Source organism: Microcoleus sp. ARI1-B5 (assembly GCF_036705795.1).
GTDB lineage: Bacteria > Cyanobacteriota > Cyanobacteriia > Cyanobacteriales > Microcoleaceae > Microcoleus.
In genome coordinates this window covers 62,594-79,386 of record NZ_JAUBVK010000007.1, presented here as the reverse complement: position 1 = coordinate 79,386, position 16,793 = coordinate 62,594, and the positions used below count along the sequence as shown (strand labels likewise).

Here is a 16,793-nt window from a genome sequence, read left to right as displayed (position 1 = left end):
AGCCTCGAATTTTGGAATAGGGAATTGAAAATTAATCTGACTGACGACTGATGACTAATGACTAATGACTAACTGTATGCAATAATAGCGATATTGATAATATAAGGCAAGTAAGTCAATGTCTGTCATCGCAGTAGTGGACTATGACATGGGCAATCTGCACTCGGTCTGTAAAGGCTTGGAAAATGTGGGTGCAGTGCCAAAAATTACGGATTCTCCTGCTACAATCGAGCAGGCGGATGCGGTGGTTTTGCCGGGTGTGGGTTCGTTTGACCCGGCAATGCAGAATTTACGATCGCGCAATTTGATAGAACCGATAAAAAATGCGATCGCCTCGGGGAAACCTTTTTTAGGCATTTGTTTGGGTTTGCAAATTCTGTTTGAAAGTTCCGAAGAAGGCGTAGAACCGGGATTGGGCGCGATCGCGGGAAAAGTGCGCAGGTTTCAATCGGAACCGGGATTGACAATTCCCCACATGGGATGGAATCAATTGGAATTTGCTCAGCCGAATCAGCCGCTGTGGGAAGGTTTACCCTCCGATGCTTGGGTTTATTTCGTGCATTCTTATTATGTCGATCCGGTTGATTTGAAAGTGCGATCGGCAATGGTGACTCACGGCAGTCAAAACGTGACGGCGGCTATCGCTAAAGACAATCTGATGGCCGTGCAATTTCACCCGGAAAAGTCTTCGAGTACGGGATTGCAAATGCTGTCAAATTTTGTCAGTCAGGTGAGGACAAAAGTAGCGGCTTAGGGGATTTTTGCCAAACCCGGTTTGTTGCGTCAACCGGGTTTTTACCGAGAAAATGGGTTGAAAGCGCCGTCCTGGAGCGAAACCGGGAATCACGGTCAGTGCTATATTTAAAATAGATCGAGACATCAGTGCCTGACTGAAATAAATTAGAAAATACTGTAAAATCAGGGTTTTAAATGATACCATTTTTCCCAAAAAATACAACTGTATGTCAGTTCAAAACTCCTATCGAGTAAGTCATCCCCAATCTAAAATCTAAAATCTAAAATCTAAAATCCTATGAGTCTGAGAATCTGCGGCAACCGCCAAATTAAAACTCTGCCGGGACTCGCAACTCGCCCGACACCTTCGCGAGTTAGAGAAGCTTTATTTAATATTTGGCAAGGGACGATCGCAGATTGCAGGTGGCTTGACATTTGTACCGGCAGCGGTTCGATGGGTGCAGAAGCTTTGTGCCGCAAAGCTGCGAGTGTCACCGGCATCGAACAGTCGGCGAAAGCTTGTGCAATTATCCGCGAAAACTGGGAGCAAGTAGCAGACTCGTCCCAAACATTCCAAATCCTGCGGGGAAACGCGACGGCGAAATTGGCGGCACTAGCAGGAGAGCAGTTCGATCGCATTTACTTCGATCCGCCCTACGCCAGCGACTTGTACGAACCTGTTTTAAATACGATCGCCAGCCAAGAAATGCTAGCACCTGATGGCCAAATCGCGATCGAACACAGCCCGGATCGATCGGCACAACCGATTCCCGGCCTAGAAATTTGCCGCCAAAAAGTATACGGCAATACAGCATTAACCTTCTACACGCGCAGTTGCTGACAGGCTCAAACGGCTGCTGCTGCGTCACTCCTGGATGCAGACAAAAAACCGGGTTTCATCGCGCGCGCCCGGAAAAAATAAAAGTTTTTCGATTGAATACAATACAAATTTTTCCGAGGAAGTTAAGCTTGCTGCATCGGTTGTCAGAGCAACTTGCCCGAACAATTGATGAAATAAATGGAGTTTACGCTGAAAACAAAGACTTTCAGTTGTAACATGAGTTGCAAAGTGTGAGTGTGAATATTCCTAAAGGAGTGAATATGGTTCAGACACCTTCGCGCCATCGCGGTAGCGAATTTCCGGCTGCTAACTCGGCAGTGCCAGTCAAACGCGATACGATTCTGGTGGGAGATAGCGCCCCGCTGCCAAATACAAAACTCTTCGGCACAGACGGCATTCGCGGGAAAGTTGGAGAATTGCTAAATGCACCCCTAGCCCTGCAAGTTGGCTTCTGGGCTGGGCAAGTTCTGCGCCAAAATGCCCCCAACCAGGGCCCTGTGATTTTGGGGCAAGACAGCAGGAATTCCAGCGATATGCTGGCAATGGCACTGTCAGCAGGTTTGACAGCCGCCGGTTTGGAAGTGTGGAATTTGGGCTTGTGTCCCACTCCCTGCGTTGCTTATCTGGCAAGCGTTTCGCAGTCTGTCGGCGGAGTGATGATTTCGGCGAGTCACAATCCCCCAGAAGATAACGGCATTAAGTTTTTCGGCCCCAACGGCTCAAAGCTGTCGCAGCAGTTGCAGGAACAAATCGAAGCGGGAATCCGAGGGGCTAAGGTTCCGGTTGCTAGCTTGGCTTTGGGGCATCACTACCACCGCCCAGAGTTGATTAAAGATTATGCTACTTCTCTCTCAGATTCGCTGCAACAGATGAATTTGCGCGGAATGCGGGTGGTTTTGGATTTGGCCTGGGGGGCGGCTGCTGGTTTGGCGCCGGCGGTATTCGAGCAAATGGGGGCGGAGGTGATCTGTTTGCACAACTCTCCTGATGGATCTCGCATTAATGTTAACTGCGGTTCTACTCATCTCGACATTTTGCAAGCGGCGGTTTTGGAACACAATGCCGATTTGGGATTTGCTTTTGACGGCGATGCCGATCGAGTTTTGGGTGTTGACAACAAAGGTCGATCGATTGACGGCGATTACATTCTTTATCTGTGGGGCCGGCAGTTGCGCGACTCCCAACAGTTACCGTCCAATTTAATTATTTCTACTGTAATGGCTAACCTCGGCTTCGAGCGAGCTTGGGAAGAATTGGGGGGCAAACTAACTAGAACGAACGTGGGAGATCAGCACGTTCACGCGGAAATGGAGCGTACCGGTGCGATGTTGGGCGGCGAACAGTCGGGACACATTCTTTGTCCGCATTACGGTATCAGTGGCGATGGTTTGCTGACAGCTTTGCATCTGGCTTCGCTGGTGCGCGAGTCCGGGGAATCTTTAGCACAATTGGTCAGCGACAGTTTCCAAACTTACCCGCAGTTGCTGCGAAACGTGCGGGTGGACGATCGGGAAAAACGCCTAAAATGGCAGGAGTGCGAGGCCATGCAAAAGGCGATCGATCGCGCTAACACTGCAATGGGAGAACAGGGACGGATTTTGGTTCGCGCTTCTGGCACTGAACCGCTGATCCGAGTTATGGTGGAAGCTGCCAGCGCCGAATTGGCTAATTTCTGGACTGAAAATTTAGTCTTAGCCGTTCAGCAACACATAGCTATTTGATGGAAGAAGGAAGAAGGAAGAGTTGACAGTTGACAGTTGACAGTTGACAGTTGACAGTTGGAAGAAGTGATAGGGAAGAAGCCTTCCGAAAGTGTCAACTTAAGTCTGAAATGCTTTGTATCTCTAGTCGATCGCCTCTTGCCAGAGCCCCCTCGCATACCCCCTACTCCCCCGGATAGTCGGGGGAGTGTCGATCGGACTCTTGTCCCACCCCCTACTCCCCTTTTTAAGGGGGGCGCCGGGGGGATCGAGACTCTGCTAAAAGCGACATTTATGAAGGATTTTAGCCTGGTTGTTGACACCGATTCCCTATAGAGAAACATAGGGAATATTGAAACCACTTTCTCATGCTTATTCCCTCATCCTTATTACCTCTAGACTAAAGAACTGAATCCTTCTTTCTTGAGTTCCCCATTTCTGATTTTATGAAAACCAAATCAATTAAAAATGGGCGCGTGCATCGAATTTCGTTAAAATTTTTAATTATCGTCATATTAATAACGGGGATATTTTTTAGATTTACAAACCTCGATCGCAAAGTCTACTCTTTCGACGAATCTATCACCTCCCTGCGAATTTCTGGCTACACCTGGACGGAAATGGTGCAGCAAGATTTTCAAGGCCAAACAATTAGCGTCGAATATTTGCAGCGGAAATACCAGCAGATAAATCCCGAAAAAAGTTGGTGGGATACTGTTAAAGGTTTAGCTACAGAAGAACCTCAACTACCGCCGCTTTATTTTATTTTAGCCAGATTTTGGGTTCAGTTGTTCGGCCCGCAAGTGGCGACTGTCAGAAGTCTTTCAGCTTGGATTAGTTTGTTAGTTTTTCCCAGCATTTATTGGCTGTGCTGGGAATTATTTCGCTCTCGGCCTGCGGGGTGGGTGGCCGTGACAATCACCGCTGTGTCGCCCTTTCACGTGTTGTACGCGCAAGAGGCAAGGCCGTACATGATGTTTGCAGTCCTCGTCTTGCTGTCAAATGCAATTCTGCTGCGGGCGATCGCCCTACAAAATTCTCCCGCCACCTCTAAATTGAGCAAAGCTGTTTGGTTCATTTATGCGATCGCCCTGACCTTAGGACTGTATTCTAGTTTATTATTTTTTATAGTAATATTCGCCCACGGTATCTATGTAATTATAACTGAAAATGGGCGTTTTCGCCAAACATTAATTGCTTATTTACAGGCTTCAGCGGCGGCAACCTTTTTTTTTGCTCCGTGGATTTTAGTATTAGTTGATAACTCGCAAAAATTCGAGGCGACAGTAGGCTTGCCCCACCTTTCCCTGTCGTGGTTCTCTTCACTTAAACCTTTAATTCTCGTCACCTGCCGAATTTTTATCGACACGCATTGGGCGGGCGGAATTATCAAATTGGGTTCGGGCAATACGGCAGCAGATTTAATCAGATTGATGGTAGCGACAGTATTGCTGCTAGCGATCGCACATTCAATATACTCGCTCTGCCGCTCAACTCCCAAACGAGTTTGGCTGTTTGTATTGACAGCGATCGCAATTACAGCGATAGTATTGATAGCAGTGAGAGGCGTTGCCGATCGCTATATGGTTCCCTATATTTTAGGAATCCAGCTAGCTGTTGCCTACCTGTTCACCGCTAAAATTTCAGCCGCCACCAATCCCCGACAACAAAAGCTGTGGCAGCTCGGTTTAATAGCGCTAATATCGAGTGAAATAGTTTCTTGTGCCGTCAGCTCGCAGTCGCAACTTTGGTGGAACAAGTATCCTTCTAGCACAAAATACAATCCCCAAGTAGCCGCGATTGTCAATCAAGCCCAAAAACCTTTAATAATCTGTCACGGAGGCAACAACATCACAGGAAAAATACTGTCTGTCAGCTATCTGCTGAAGCCGCAAGTAGAGCTTTTGCTAGCAGTGAAACCCGAAAAAGTCAAAATTCCTGACGGTTTTAGCGATGTATTTCTCTACCGAAGCACCGAGCTATTGCAATTTGAACTAGAAAAAGTGCAAAAATATAAAATCACACCAATTTATAAACCGGGCGATGTCTGGCTTTGGCGTTTAGAGAAATAATGAAAGCGGCAACTGCGAATGATGATTTCTGTTGTGATACCCACCTACAACCGCGAGCAACCACTGCGAGAGACATTAGCTGACGCGATCCGGCAAAATTACCCGAATTTTGAAGTGCTGGTAATCGATCAAACTCGCACCCACGAATCGGAAACTCAAGTTTATTTAGAGGAATTGGCAACTGCGGGAAAAATTCGGTGGTTTCGGGTAGATTGGGCGAGTTTGCCGGCAGCTCGAAATTATGCAGTGCGGCGCGCAGTTGGAGAGATTATTTTATTTATTGACGATGATGTACAATTGCCAGATGGTTTTTTGGCGGCTCATGCTGGCAATTATTTAGAAAAACCGGATGTGGGATGTGTGGCGGGCAGGGTTTTTGACAGAATGAAACTGGATAATTCGGGAGGCGATTTGGCGATCGAATATTTGCCAAGAGAAGCGATGGATGCAGGCATTGCGTGGTATTTTATCGATTTGGTGCATACAGTAAAACCGCAGCAGGTGCTTTCGGCTAGAGGTTGCAATATGTCGTTTCGCTCCTCAGTTTTTGCCGAATGCGGGCTGAGGTTTGACGAGCGGTTTGCAGGGAGTGCGGTGCGGGAGGAGTCGGATTTTTGTTTGAGATTGCGATCGACTGGCATGAAAATTTGGTACGATCCCAATGCCTGTCTAGTTCACTTGGGAGAAGAGAGCGGCGGATGTCACGATGTCACCACGCGATCGATCGAATATCAAATCACATTTTATCACAACCACTTCCTCATGGGATTGAAAAATTTAACCGTCTTTCAATGCCTGCGATTTTTTGCCAAACTCTTTGACTGCCACGTTTTGGGGCATCCACCTTGTCATAAAAGCCGATCGCCCCTTAAAATTATTGTTCGACTTAGTTTTTATATCCTAGGTTTTATCAGTGCCCTCAATACACTCATCAAATCTCTGTGGAACGACGGACAAATTTACACCCATCAAGATAAAAAAGCTTAGTCATGTCATTGCGAATCCAACCCATTGAAGAGAAGCAATCCCAGAGGCTGCGCGTAGCAATACCCTTCTCAAGTAATAACGAACATAAATTTTTAACACCTATTCTTCCCTCTTCCTTCTTCCTTCTTCCTTCTTCCCTCTTCCTTCAGTAATAACGAACATAAATTTTTAAGTCATATTCTTCCCTCTTCCTTCTTCCTTCTTCCTTCTTCCTTCTTCCTTCCCACAAATGAGAATTCTCGTTGCCAGCCACACATATATAGTTGACATCAATCGGGAAAAATTAAAAATATTAGCACACCTAAAACCCGATATTGAAGTAACAGTTGTAGTGCCGCGACGCTGGAAACCCGGAGGCGTACAAAATCAAATTATAGAAACGCAATTCAGTCAAAAAGGCTCATTTAAAGTAGTTCCCATCTCAAATTTTAGTCAAAACAATCAAGGATTGCTAACATTTGGAACTGATTTAATTGAACTTTTGCATGAAGTTAAACCACAAATTATCCAAGTCGAACAAGGTTCAAAATCCCTCGCTTGCGCGCAGTTGATTCTACTAAATAAACTGCTCAAACTGCAAGCAAAAAATATATTATTTACCTGGTGGAATCTGCCTTATCAATTGAACTGGCCAGTTTCTGTTTTAGAAAATTACAATCTCAATCACACCGACGGAATTATCGCAGGCAACCTAGACGGATCTAAAATTTTGCGCGAGCGGGGCTATCAAGGTGCAGTGAAAGTAATGCCGCAACTCGGAGTAGATGAAACTTTGTTTCGCCGCACTGGTAAAGACGCTGATTTATGTCGCAAGTTCGGCATAGAACCGACGGATTTTGTGGTAGGATTTGTAGGGCGGTTTGTCGAAGAAAAAGGACTGCTAACTTTAGCTGAATCATTGGCAGGGTTGAAAGAACGCTCTTGGAAGTGGCTGTTGGTAGGACAAGGAAAATTGCAGGCTATCCTCGAACAAAAATGTAGAGAATGGGGAATCAGCGATCGAATAATCTGGGTAGAAAGCGTTTCCCACGAAGAAATCCCCCCCTACATTAACTTAATGAACTGTTTGGTATTGCCATCGCAAACCAGCTATAAATTCAAAACTTTGACTGCTGTGGGTTGGAAAGAACAATTCGGCCATGTTTTAATCGAAGCGATGGCGTGTAAAATTCCGGTTATCGGTTCCGACTGCGGGGAAATTCCCCACGTCATCGGCGATGCGGGGTTAGTCTTCCCGGAGGGAAATGCAGGGGTTTTGCGCGAGTGTTTGCGAGAATTGATGGAGCGGCGGGATTTGGCTGCCGATTTGGGCGATCGGGGTTATCATAGAGCCATGAGCAATTATACAAATCAAGCTTTAGCTGAGCAGTTGTTGGAATTTTACAAAGAATTGTTGTAACTTTTAGCAGTATAATCCAAGTGTCAAATAAAAACTGTGGTAAATGTCTATTCCTTCCGACATACGACCTTTGGTTGACGAACTCTACCAGGTACTAGACGATACCGATCGCCAAGCAACACAGGGACTTTTTGCACTGAGAAGAGCAATGTCTCTTTTTCCACAAAATGAAATACTGATGCAATACTTTTCTTCGATCAGTAATTTTCAATTCTGCGTAGCAGGTACTCGCTTACAAGCAGAGCACATTGTGAGCAATATATTGCTGGCTGGTGTGCCCGAGGAAGATGTTCAAAAAGCAGCAGATTATTTAGCAGCCTTGCTACATATGGCTCCCGAATCTAAAATAATGATCGAAAAAGTAATTGAGAGATTAGAAGCATTGCCATGAAACAATTACCAGATGAAAGCCTACTCCTGGAAATCCTTGAAATTGTCAAAGCCGCAGAAGCCAAAGCCAGTGAGATGTATGAATTTTCCAAGAAAATATCTCACAATACCCAAATTACAGCAACAAAGAGAGAGGAAGCTGAACAGCTAGACGGGCAGCCTTTTCCAGATAATTAAATTTGTAATGGGAGATGTTGGTATGTTGATTTAAAGAACTAGCCCCCATGCGAATTCTCCAAATTATCCCTTCAATTTCCCTCGTCTACGGCGGGCCGAGTCAAATGGTACTCGGACTTTCTGCCGCCCTCGCTTCCCAAGGCATTGATGTCACAATTATCACCACAGATTCTAACGGAGATATCGGTCAACCTCCCTTAGATGTACCCTTAAATCAACCCCTAAAACAAAACGGTTATCAGATTATTTACTTCCGCTGTTCTCCCTTCCGCAGATATAAATTTTCTCTGAGTTTATTGCAGTGGTTAAATCAAAATGCGCGCCAATTTGACCTAGCCCACATTCACGCTCTTTTCTCACCAGTAACTACCCTCGCTGCTACCCTTGCCAGATATCACAATTTGCCGTACATTATCCGTCCCTGCGGTATGCTCGATCCGGCTGATTTGCAGAAGAAAAAGCAGTTAAAACAGATTTATGGTAGGCTTTTAGAGCGTCCTAATTTAGCAGGTGCTGCAGCGATTCATTTCACTAGCAAGCAAGAAGCTAAAATCTCAGAAAGATTTGGTTTGGGGGACAGGGGCAAGATGCCTGTGCCACCTGATTTTTTGCCACAAGATTTGGTGATTCCATTGGGGGTGAGGGCTGGTTTGTTTCCTAAGAGATTGCGAGAATCTCAAGTACCAATCATCTTATTTATGTCGCGAATAGAACCCAAAAAAGGGCTTGATTTGCTAATTCCTGCCTTAGAAAGTGTTTTGGTATCGGGAATAGAGTTTCAGTTTGTTTTAGCTGGTTCCAATCCGCAAGATGCCGATTATGAAACTCAAATTAAAGAACAAATACAAAATTCCCCTTTAGGAAAATATACAACAATAACTGGGTTTGTGAGCGGCAATTTTAAAAATGAACTCTTGACAAATGCCGACTTATTTGTGCTGCCTTCCTATTACGAAAACTTTGGTATTGCTGTAGCAGAAGCGATGGCCGCCGGCGTACCTGTCGCTATTTCCGATCGCGTGCATATTTCCGAAGACATACAGCAAGCAGAAGCGGGCTGGGTGGGGCCTCTGGAAGTAGGTGCGATCGCCTCCCTCATCAAATCAGCACTTCTCAATCCAGAAGAGCGCAAACGGCGGGGATTGAACGGCAAAGAGTATGCAGAAAAGCACTATAATTGGGATGCGATCGCCCGACAAACCATCGATGCTTACCAGCAGATTTTGTCATCTATTAACTAATGCAACAGACGTTTACCTTTTACTTCTTCTCCTGCTGCGAGTTCTGGTGCTGCTGCTATCAGAATTTTCCGGCGATATTTTTCGATCGCTGCTATTGCTTTTAATATCAGTAGAGTCAGAGTTGGAGCCAGCGATCGCGGATTTTCTTCTAACTATAATCGGAACATTCACAGAACTACCGCAGCGTCGCCCCAACGAGTCTATCTTCCTTCGATAATCGCAGATTACAGCCTGTGCAGTTGGTTCTTGACACTCATTAATAAAGTTTTTTGCTAATTGGTAATTATTTCCGTCTCCCTGCTTTGAGAAAAGTTCTCCAGCTTGGTTAAAGTCTGCTACTGCTTGCGATTTAGTTCCCAGCATACAGCGAATAGCACCTCGTTCCAAATAAGCCAAACCATAATCAGGATTAACGCTAATAGCTTGTTCGTAATTCCCGATCGCATGAAGCTTATCTCCCAATTCATAGTATGCTTGACCTCGACCGAAATAAGCTTCTGCCAAGTTAGGATTGAATTGCAGTGCTCGATCGTAATGGTAAATTGCCTGCTGCTTGTTTCCCTGTTTTGAACTAGCAATTCCCAATCCGAGATAAGCTTGAGGTATGTTGGGATTCAGCCCTAAAGCCTGATTGAAATTTGCGATCGCCCCGGGAACATCTCCCTTTTGAATTTTCAAAGAACCTTGGTTGCTGAAGTTCGTGGCTTTTTGAGCGATCGCCACTCTTTGACCGATAATAGCGCGATTGGCCCGGTAACTAGATAACTTATTTTGAGCTAAATTATAAACAGGTGTACGTGAGTCGATCGCTTCTAAAAGTGCGATCGCCTGTTGCCATTTATTTTGCGACTGATGCCAAACTTCCATCGGATGAGGCGGTTTTTGCACGAGCACAGCAGCTTCCACCGCCAATTTTTGAGCTTTTTCTAGACTTTCTGCCGCCTGTAAATTTTGCTCTACAGGAACCAAACTCGATCGCAGTGTCAGCAAATCAACTCTAGCTTGTTGATACCCAAAGCCGGGGAAGTTAGGAATTTTCTCTAAATTTGCGATCGTTTCTTTCAGTCGTTTATCGAAACTTCTGAGCAGATTGACATCGGTTGCTTTTGCTGCATTCTGCGTTTCAACTGTTAGTATTTTCGCTTGCTGGAGCGTTTCATTTCCCGATCGCATAAAGGCGATCGCACCTGCACCTGTCCCCAACACCAAAACCCCTAAACCTGCTAATAAAGCTGCGGGTATCTTGCGGCTTCGGGAATTAACTTGATTGTTAATTGGCGATCGCAGCCGACTCCCCGTCTCCCCGGAAGTTTCCGCTTCTGACTCCACCTCCAAATCCCAAGCCGGCAACTGCAAATCATCTGCTGCTGTTCCCGTTACCAACTCGTTAGTAATTGGAGCAATATTACTGCTATTTCCGCTACAATACTTGTCCACAAAACTCTGCAATCCGGCTTGATATCCTTGTCCTACCGCCTGAAATTTCCACTCTCCATTTTTTCTATACAAACGACCCAATTCTAAAGCAGTCTCTCGCGAAAAATTCTCTGTTAATTGATACCGAACAAGTTCGATTCCCGTATCCAAATTGGAAACTTTGATAAAAGCATTTCTGATATTGCTAAAACTTGCATTAATTTGATCGGCTTCGTGAATAGTTACAGCAAAAGTTATTTCCACAATTTCCGGATTAACTTTTTCTAAGATAACGCCGTAAATAGTCTTATTTTTTTGACCTGGGTTGTTTTTTGCAGGAATCGATTGCAGTACCGAACCGTCACAGGATTGCAGATTATTGTAAAAAATAAAATATTTATCGTTAGGTACTTTGCCGTCAGCACCTAGCATAAACGCAGAAACATCAATCTCGTAGCTTTGTCCTGCCTCTGTCACCTGCCAACCGAGGGCGATCGCCATTTTTTTTATAACCGGCGCTTCTTGAGAGATATTAAAGCTCTGACCCTTACTTAACTGCATTGCCATCTGCTTATTTGTTAAACATAAATTTTTATAGTGCTAATCTTAATATTAAGTTGCACCACAAAATTTTATACTTAATAAAACTTAACAACTGGCGTTTAATAGCGCGCTAGATTAAAAATATGTACTGACAGTATCGGAATTTTTAGAGCTTAACTTACATAAAATTACGTAAGTAAAAACCGGGCTTTCTACAAAACCCGGTTTCTAAATTATTACTATTTCAGCGACAATACTTGTCAACAAAACTCTTTAATCCAGCTTGATATCCTGCTCCTACCGCCTGAAATCTCCACTCTCCATTCTTTCTATACAAACGACCAAATTCTATAGCAGTTTCTTGCGTAAAATTCTCTGTTAATTCATACCGAACAAGTTCGACTCCCGTATCCAAATTGACAATTTTGATAAAACTATTTCTGATATTGCTAAAATTTGCATTAATTTTCTCAGCTTCATGAATAGTCACAACAAAAGTTATTTCCAGAATTTCAGGATTAACTTTTTCTAAGATAACGCCGTAAATAGTCTTATTTTCTTTACCTGGGTTGTTTGCAGGAATCGATTGCAGTACGGAACCATCAGAGGATTGCAGATTATTGTAAAAAATAAAATATTTATCGTTAGGTAGTTTGCCGTCAGCACCTAGCATAAAGGCAGAGACATCAATCTCGTAGCTTTGTCCGGCCTCTGTCACCTGCCAACCGAGGCCGATCGCCATTTTTTTTAAATCCGGCGCTTCTTGAGAGATATTAAATCTCTCACCCTTACTTAATTGCATTGCCATCTGCTTATTTGTCAAAGATAAAACTTTATAGTGCTAATCTTAATATTAATTAGCACCAGAATTTTTTTTAATTAATAAAAGTTAATAAGTTGCGTTTAATAGCGCGATTGATTAAAAATATCTACTGACAGTATCAGAAATTTTCTAGATTTACTTACATAAAATTACCTAAGTAAAAACCGGGCTTTCTCCAAAACCCGGTTTCTAAACTTGAACTTAATTTAATCCTAATTTTGAGCATTTTCAGAACTAGGTGGCAGGGTAACGAAATTCCCAAAAGCTCCAACCGTTTGATAGCTTTTTTTACCCAGTTGAGTTGTGTAAACGCTGACAAGGCCTAAGTTCTGACGTTCCGTTGTATTGTCGAGCAAGTGTTCGATCGATCCCCGCTGCGAAGTCAGCAAATTTTTGCAACTCCCGATCAGAGTCTGTGCAACGCCGCTCAAAGCTTTGGGAACGCTAGAATCCTTGCACACAGTGCTTTCCAACTCGGTTTGGAGTACGCCGGAAGCATAAGTTAGGTATTTATCTCTCGGAGGATTTGTAAATGCCATGCCGGCGGCGAGCACGCTTAGGGCGATCGCAACTTTTCCGACATTGCCGAAAAAATTAGAAGTTGGTTTGTTAGTATTCATTGGTTTATCAATAATCATTTTTTTCCTAGCCCGGTTGAGTTATAAACTTATCTTGATTTAAACTACACCTTCTGAGAAACAGATTTCAGAAAGGAGAGGACAGTTTTTAGATTGGAAGCCTGCTGGGAGTAAGTCTCTCGCTAGGCTAACTTCCTTCTACTTTCCTCCCTCGCCCAAATCCGGTAAATTTTCAAAGACTTACTCAAACAGTGGTTTAACGCGCTAATTACAGCCGCAAGGTGCTTGCGGCACATCCTAAACTTATTTTTGCTTGGATTTTTGTCGATCGATCTCCCGCTGCAATTCTTCAATCTGACGGCGCAAAGCCTCCGTCTCGCTGTTAGATGCTTGGGACTTCACATCAACCGCACCCTCAGCTACAGCCCGCTTGTAATTCCCCAGCTTAATTTGGCGGTATTCCTCCGAACTCGCCCAATCTCGCAAATACCGCAGGCGTTCCACCGGGAAAGGGTGACTCAGCATCACGCCTTGGCCGCCGTTGTAAAGTAAAAATTTATACACTTGATTGAGATTGTCCCGATCGAGTTCTTGATAGTTGTCAGACTGGCGGATAAATTCTTGCAAACTGCATTGGTCAGCATATTTACTGCTAACTCCCGCAAGTTTCATCATCGTTTTCATCACACTGTTCAAATCATCCGTCACCAACAAAGCCGCCCTATCAGCCGACAATTCAGCCTTGCGCCGCCACTCGTAAAAAGCAAAAATTAAACCGCTGCCGACAATATTTCCCAGTCCAAAAGTCATCTCGCCAATTGTCGATGCGATGCTCATCGCCCACATCGCCATTTGATTTAAAGTTGGATGGCCGCATTTAATGTGTCCCAACTCGTGAGCCAGCACAGTCTTGATTTCTGACTCGTCCAACAAATCTAAAAGACCTGTGTTTAAAACTATGTATGGCTGGTTTTTTCCTAGGGCATAGCTGTTAACTGAAGGATTCTGAGAAACAAACAAACCCGGTTCTGGAAAAATATCTAAATCCTGCACGCACTCCCGAAAAATATGATAAATGCTGGCATATTGGCGCGGCCCGACTTGAATGCTATTTCCCATTAGGTAAACGAATTGCGGTCGTTCGTAGACAAACTCTACAAATTTGCTGGCAATTAAGTCAAATCCAGGTACGCTCCGCAATGCAGCCTCGGCTTGGCGATCGAGGGGATGCTGAAAAGCTTCGCTAGAAATTCCCGTATAAGTAGGCATAGTTAAAGTCGCAAAAGTTACATGAAGAGAATCAGTATGTCCGATCGCTGCGGGGGAAAAGCTGGCGGCCGACTTATCAATCTTATCGCGACAAAATTGAACTCTTGTGGAACAGGCCCAAAAGCCTGTTCAAATTGTGGAACAGGCTCTCCGGCCTGTTCAAATTAACGCTAAAATTGTCTTTCAGCAGCAGGCGCGATCGACAAACATCTTGCAAAGTGCCTCTGTATCGCCTCACTCAACAATTGGAACGTGCAAAAATGGCTATCCTGCGACACGAAAACGGTACAACCTACACCCAACACAGCGACATTACCAGAGAACTCGCTCCCTTAAACATTCAACTCAACCGCCAGCCTGTGGGTGAAAATCCAGAAATTCAAAAATTGCTAGCCAAAGATGCTCTAGACGATAGCGAAAAAGAGCAAGTCCTGCAAGCCCTCGACGGCTACTTCCAACAACTCAAAGAAACCGCCGGCTATGAGTCGCGCGACTTAATCGTACTGCACCCAGACACACCCAACCTCGACACCATGCTGTCCAAATTCAACAACTGTCACATCCACGCCGACGATGAAGTGCGCTACATAGTAGCAGGCGAGGGCATTTTCGGCTTCGTGCGGCCCGACGGCAGCCAAGTCGAACTCACTGTGCAGCCGGAAGAATTTATCAACGTGCCGGCGAATACAGAACACTGGTTTTATTTGACAGCAGCCCGGAAAATTAAAGCGGTGCGCTATTTTACCACCACCGAAGGCTGGACGCCGGAATACACAGATACGGAAATTCGTTTCCGCTTAGCTGCGGTGTAAAAAGGTTCGATCGTTCGGAATGCAAGTCCTTCTCATGGATGCGGACTTGCATTCCGAACGATCGAACCAATTTTATTAATGTTCGATCGTTCGGAATGCGAGTCCTTCTCATGGATGCGGACTAAAGTCCTCACTACGAACCAATTTTATCGATGTTTTTTAAGTTTAAACTTACATCTAAATTTAGTGCTTTAAAGATTGCAAGATACTCAAAGCAACCGCCTCCGCCACCTTAATCCCATCAATCCCAGCCGATAGAATTCCACCCGCATATCCTGCACCTTCCCCAGCAGGATAAAGACCTTCAGTATTCAAACTCTGATAATCCTCCTTGCGCTTGATCCGAATTGGTGAAGAAGTGCGCGTTTCCACCCCAGTCAAAACCGCATCATCCATCGCAAATCCTTTAATCTGTTTGTCAAAAGCCGGAAGTGCTTCGCGGATGGCTGCGATCGCAAAATCCGGCAAACTTTCGCTCAAATCTGTCATCACAACTCCCGGCGTATAAGAAGGCTGCACAGCGCCTAGCGCCGTCGAAGGGCGATTTGCCAAAAAATCGCCCACAAGCTGCCCAGGCGCGTTGTAAGTGCCTCCTCCTAACTCAAATGCCCGTTCTTCTAGGCGGCGCTGAAACTCAATTCCCGCCAACGGATGACCGGGATAATCCTCCGGCGTGATACCCACCACAATCCCGCTGTTAGCATTGCGTTCGTTGCGAGAATATTGACTCATCCCATTAGTCACAAGCCGCCCCGGTTCCGACGCAGCCGCCACTACCAAACCGCCGGGACACATACAGAAACTGTACACAGAACGATTATTTTGGCAATGGTGAACCAGTTTGTAATCGGCGGCACCTAAAAGCTTGTGGCCCGCCCGATCGCCAAAACGACAGCGATCGATCGCAATCTGCGGATGTTCCACCCGAAAACCAATCGAAAAAGGTTTAGCCTCGATGTAAACCCCGCGCGAGAATAACATTTCAAAAGTATCGCGGGCGCTGTGTCCCACCGCCAGAACTATATAATTACTAGCAATATATTCTCCACTGGCGGTGGTAATTCCCTGCACTTTTCCATTTTCGATGTGGATATCTTCCACGCGAGTTTGAAAACGAATCTCTCCGCCTAAGGATTCAATTTTTGCCCGCATACTTTGGACAATTCCCACCAGTTTAAACGTGCCAATATGCGGTTTATTAATATATAAAATTTCCGGTGAAGCTCCCGCATTCACAAGTTCCGTGAGTACCTTGCGCCCGTAATGCTGAGGATCTTTTACTTGGCTGTAGAGTTTGCCATCGGAAAAAGTACCCGCACCGCCTTCGCCAAACTGAGCGTTAGATTCTGGGTTGAATTCTGCTTTTTTCTTCCAAAATCCAAAGGTGTCAACTGTGCGATCGCGCACTGCTTTGCCGCGTTCCAAAAGGATGGGGCGAAACCCCATTTGTGCCAGCATCAGCCCTGCAAACATACCGCAAGGCCCCGTACCGATCACAATGGGCCGAACCGTCAAATTGCTGGGGGCTCGGGCTACATTGCGATAACTCATGTCTGGCGTTACCATTACATGAGGGTCTTTTTTGAGGCGTTGCAGAAGTTGCTTTTCCTGTGTTGTCTCCACATCCACAATATAGACAAGGACGATTTCTGCTTTTTTACGAGCATCGTAGCTGCGCTTGAAGATGGTATAGCTGAGCAATTCTTCGCGGGGAATTTGCAGCTTTTTGACAATGGCGCTGGCGATCGCATCTTCGGGATGATCGAGGGGGAGTTTGATTTCAGTTATTCGTAACATATATAGAAATTCT

At 45.1% G+C, this 16,793-nt stretch carries 15 protein-coding genes; 10 read left to right on the top strand and 5 right to left on the bottom strand.

The features are described from left to right. The first annotated feature begins 118 nt into the window (after positions 1-118). The 9 genes from hisH to hpsP all read left to right on the top strand — a co-directional run bounded on the left by hisH (position 119) and on the right by hpsP (position 9,542). Positions 119-754 carry an imidazole glycerol phosphate synthase subunit HisH gene (hisH, locus tag QUB63_RS13420; RefSeq protein ID WP_332945720.1) on the top strand — a complete coding sequence of 212 codons (636 nt, stop codon included), beginning with the start codon at positions 119-121 and terminating at the stop codon, positions 752-754. Between the two features lie 279 nt (positions 755-1,033). Then, positions 1,034-1,576, top strand: coding sequence for a 16S rRNA (guanine(966)-N(2))-methyltransferase RsmD (gene rsmD, locus QUB63_RS13415; RefSeq protein WP_332945719.1), 543 nt, complete (start codon positions 1,034-1,036; stop codon positions 1,574-1,576). Positions 1,577-1,836: 260 nt separating this feature from the next. Further along, entirely contained in the window at positions 1,837-3,297 is a 1,461-nt protein-coding gene (glmM, locus tag QUB63_RS13410; RefSeq protein ID WP_332945940.1) for a phosphoglucosamine mutase, read from the top strand. A 425-nt stretch (positions 3,298-3,722) separates the two neighbouring features. Beyond that, complete coding sequence (locus QUB63_RS13405) at positions 3,723-5,348, top strand: glycosyltransferase family 39 protein (RefSeq protein ID WP_332945717.1); 1,626 nt, start codon at positions 3,723-3,725, stop codon at positions 5,346-5,348. An 18-nt stretch (positions 5,349-5,366) separates the two neighbouring features. Further along, positions 5,367-6,335 carry a hormogonium polysaccharide biosynthesis glycosyltransferase HpsN gene (gene hpsN / locus QUB63_RS13400; RefSeq protein ID WP_332945715.1) on the top strand — a complete coding sequence of 323 codons (969 nt, stop codon included), beginning with the start codon at positions 5,367-5,369 and terminating at the stop codon, positions 6,333-6,335. 229 nt (positions 6,336-6,564) lie between these two features. Further along, on the top strand, positions 6,565-7,734 hold the full coding sequence (gene hpsO, locus QUB63_RS13395; protein ID WP_332945713.1) for a hormogonium polysaccharide biosynthesis glycosyltransferase HpsO: 1,170 nt from the start codon (positions 6,565-6,567) through the stop codon (positions 7,732-7,734). A gap of 43 nt (positions 7,735-7,777) precedes the next feature. Continuing rightward, on the top strand, positions 7,778-8,125 hold the full coding sequence (locus QUB63_RS13390; protein WP_332945712.1) for a hypothetical protein: 348 nt from the start codon (positions 7,778-7,780) through the stop codon (positions 8,123-8,125). After that, entirely contained in the window at positions 8,122-8,301 is a 180-nt protein-coding gene (locus QUB63_RS13385) for a hypothetical protein (protein WP_332945711.1), read from the top strand. Before QUB63_RS13390 ends, QUB63_RS13385 begins: the two co-directional genes overlap by 4 nt. A 47-nt stretch (positions 8,302-8,348) precedes the next feature. Further along, positions 8,349-9,542: a hormogonium polysaccharide biosynthesis glycosyltransferase HpsP gene (gene hpsP, locus QUB63_RS13380; RefSeq protein ID WP_332945710.1), complete on the top strand. Its 1,194-nt coding sequence runs from the start codon at positions 8,349-8,351 to the stop codon at positions 9,540-9,542. Positions 9,543-9,554: 12 nt separating this feature from the next. On the opposite strand, the gene QUB63_RS13375 is transcribed toward hpsP, so the two are convergent. The 4 genes from QUB63_RS13375 to QUB63_RS13360 all read right to left on the bottom strand — a co-directional run bounded on the left by QUB63_RS13375 (position 9,555) and on the right by QUB63_RS13360 (position 14,171). After that, complete coding sequence (locus tag QUB63_RS13375) at positions 9,555-11,519, bottom strand: TerD family protein (RefSeq protein ID WP_332945709.1); 1,965 nt, start codon at positions 11,517-11,519, stop codon at positions 9,555-9,557. Positions 11,520-11,745: 226 nt separating this feature from the next. After that, a complete protein-coding gene (locus QUB63_RS13370; protein WP_332945708.1) occupies positions 11,746-12,309 on the bottom strand; it encodes a TerD family protein in 564 nt (187 codons plus the stop codon). A gap of 227 nt (positions 12,310-12,536) precedes the next feature. Beyond that, positions 12,537-12,962, bottom strand: a complete 426-nt coding sequence (locus tag QUB63_RS13365; RefSeq protein ID WP_332945707.1) for a DUF4359 domain-containing protein — start codon at positions 12,960-12,962, stop codon at positions 12,537-12,539. Between the two features lie 243 nt (positions 12,963-13,205). Further along, a complete protein-coding gene (locus QUB63_RS13360) occupies positions 13,206-14,171 on the bottom strand; it encodes a M48 family metallopeptidase (RefSeq protein ID WP_332945705.1) in 966 nt (321 codons plus the stop codon). Between the two features lie 260 nt (positions 14,172-14,431). On the opposite strand from QUB63_RS13360, the gene QUB63_RS13355 reads away from it, so the two are divergent. Continuing rightward, complete coding sequence (locus QUB63_RS13355; protein WP_332945704.1) at positions 14,432-14,983, top strand: 1,2-dihydroxy-3-keto-5-methylthiopentene dioxygenase; 552 nt, start codon at positions 14,432-14,434, stop codon at positions 14,981-14,983. 183 nt (positions 14,984-15,166) lie between these two features. On the opposite strand, the gene QUB63_RS13350 is transcribed toward QUB63_RS13355, so the two are convergent. Next, positions 15,167-16,780, bottom strand: a complete 1,614-nt coding sequence (locus tag QUB63_RS13350) for an NAD(P)/FAD-dependent oxidoreductase (RefSeq protein ID WP_332945703.1) — start codon at positions 16,778-16,780, stop codon at positions 15,167-15,169. Between the last annotated feature and the right edge of the window lie 13 nt (positions 16,781-16,793).

Excerpts from the sequence above, each read along its gene's own strand:
- hisH (WP_332945720.1), top strand. The coding sequence starts at position 119 with ATGTCTGTCATCGCAGTAGTGGACTATGACATGGGCAATCTGCACTCG.
- rsmD (WP_332945719.1), top strand. The coding sequence starts at position 1,034 with ATGAGTCTGAGAATCTGCGGCAACCGCCAAATTAAAACTCTGCCGGGA.
- glmM (WP_332945940.1), top strand. The coding sequence starts at position 1,837 with ATGGTTCAGACACCTTCGCGCCATCGCGGTAGCGAATTTCCGGCTGCT.
- QUB63_RS13405 (WP_332945717.1), top strand. The coding sequence starts at position 3,723 with ATGAAAACCAAATCAATTAAAAATGGGCGCGTGCATCGAATTTCGTTA.
- hpsN (WP_332945715.1), top strand. The coding sequence starts at position 5,367 with ATGATGATTTCTGTTGTGATACCCACCTACAACCGCGAGCAACCACTG.
- hpsO (WP_332945713.1), top strand. The coding sequence starts at position 6,565 with ATGAGAATTCTCGTTGCCAGCCACACATATATAGTTGACATCAATCGG.
- QUB63_RS13390 (WP_332945712.1), top strand. The coding sequence starts at position 7,778 with ATGTCTATTCCTTCCGACATACGACCTTTGGTTGACGAACTCTACCAG.
- QUB63_RS13385 (WP_332945711.1), top strand. The coding sequence starts at position 8,122 with ATGAAACAATTACCAGATGAAAGCCTACTCCTGGAAATCCTTGAAATT.
- hpsP (WP_332945710.1), top strand. The coding sequence starts at position 8,349 with ATGCGAATTCTCCAAATTATCCCTTCAATTTCCCTCGTCTACGGCGGG.
- QUB63_RS13375 (WP_332945709.1), bottom strand. The coding sequence starts at position 11,519 with ATGCAGTTAAGTAAGGGTCAGAGCTTTAATATCTCTCAAGAAGCGCCG.
- QUB63_RS13370 (WP_332945708.1), bottom strand. The coding sequence starts at position 12,309 with ATGGCAATGCAATTAAGTAAGGGTGAGAGATTTAATATCTCTCAAGAA.
- QUB63_RS13365 (WP_332945707.1), bottom strand. The coding sequence starts at position 12,962 with ATGATTATTGATAAACCAATGAATACTAACAAACCAACTTCTAATTTT.
- QUB63_RS13360 (WP_332945705.1), bottom strand. The coding sequence starts at position 14,171 with ATGCCTACTTATACGGGAATTTCTAGCGAAGCTTTTCAGCATCCCCTC.
- QUB63_RS13355 (WP_332945704.1), top strand. The coding sequence starts at position 14,432 with ATGGCTATCCTGCGACACGAAAACGGTACAACCTACACCCAACACAGC.
- QUB63_RS13350 (WP_332945703.1), bottom strand. The coding sequence starts at position 16,780 with ATGTTACGAATAACTGAAATCAAACTCCCCCTCGATCATCCCGAAGAT.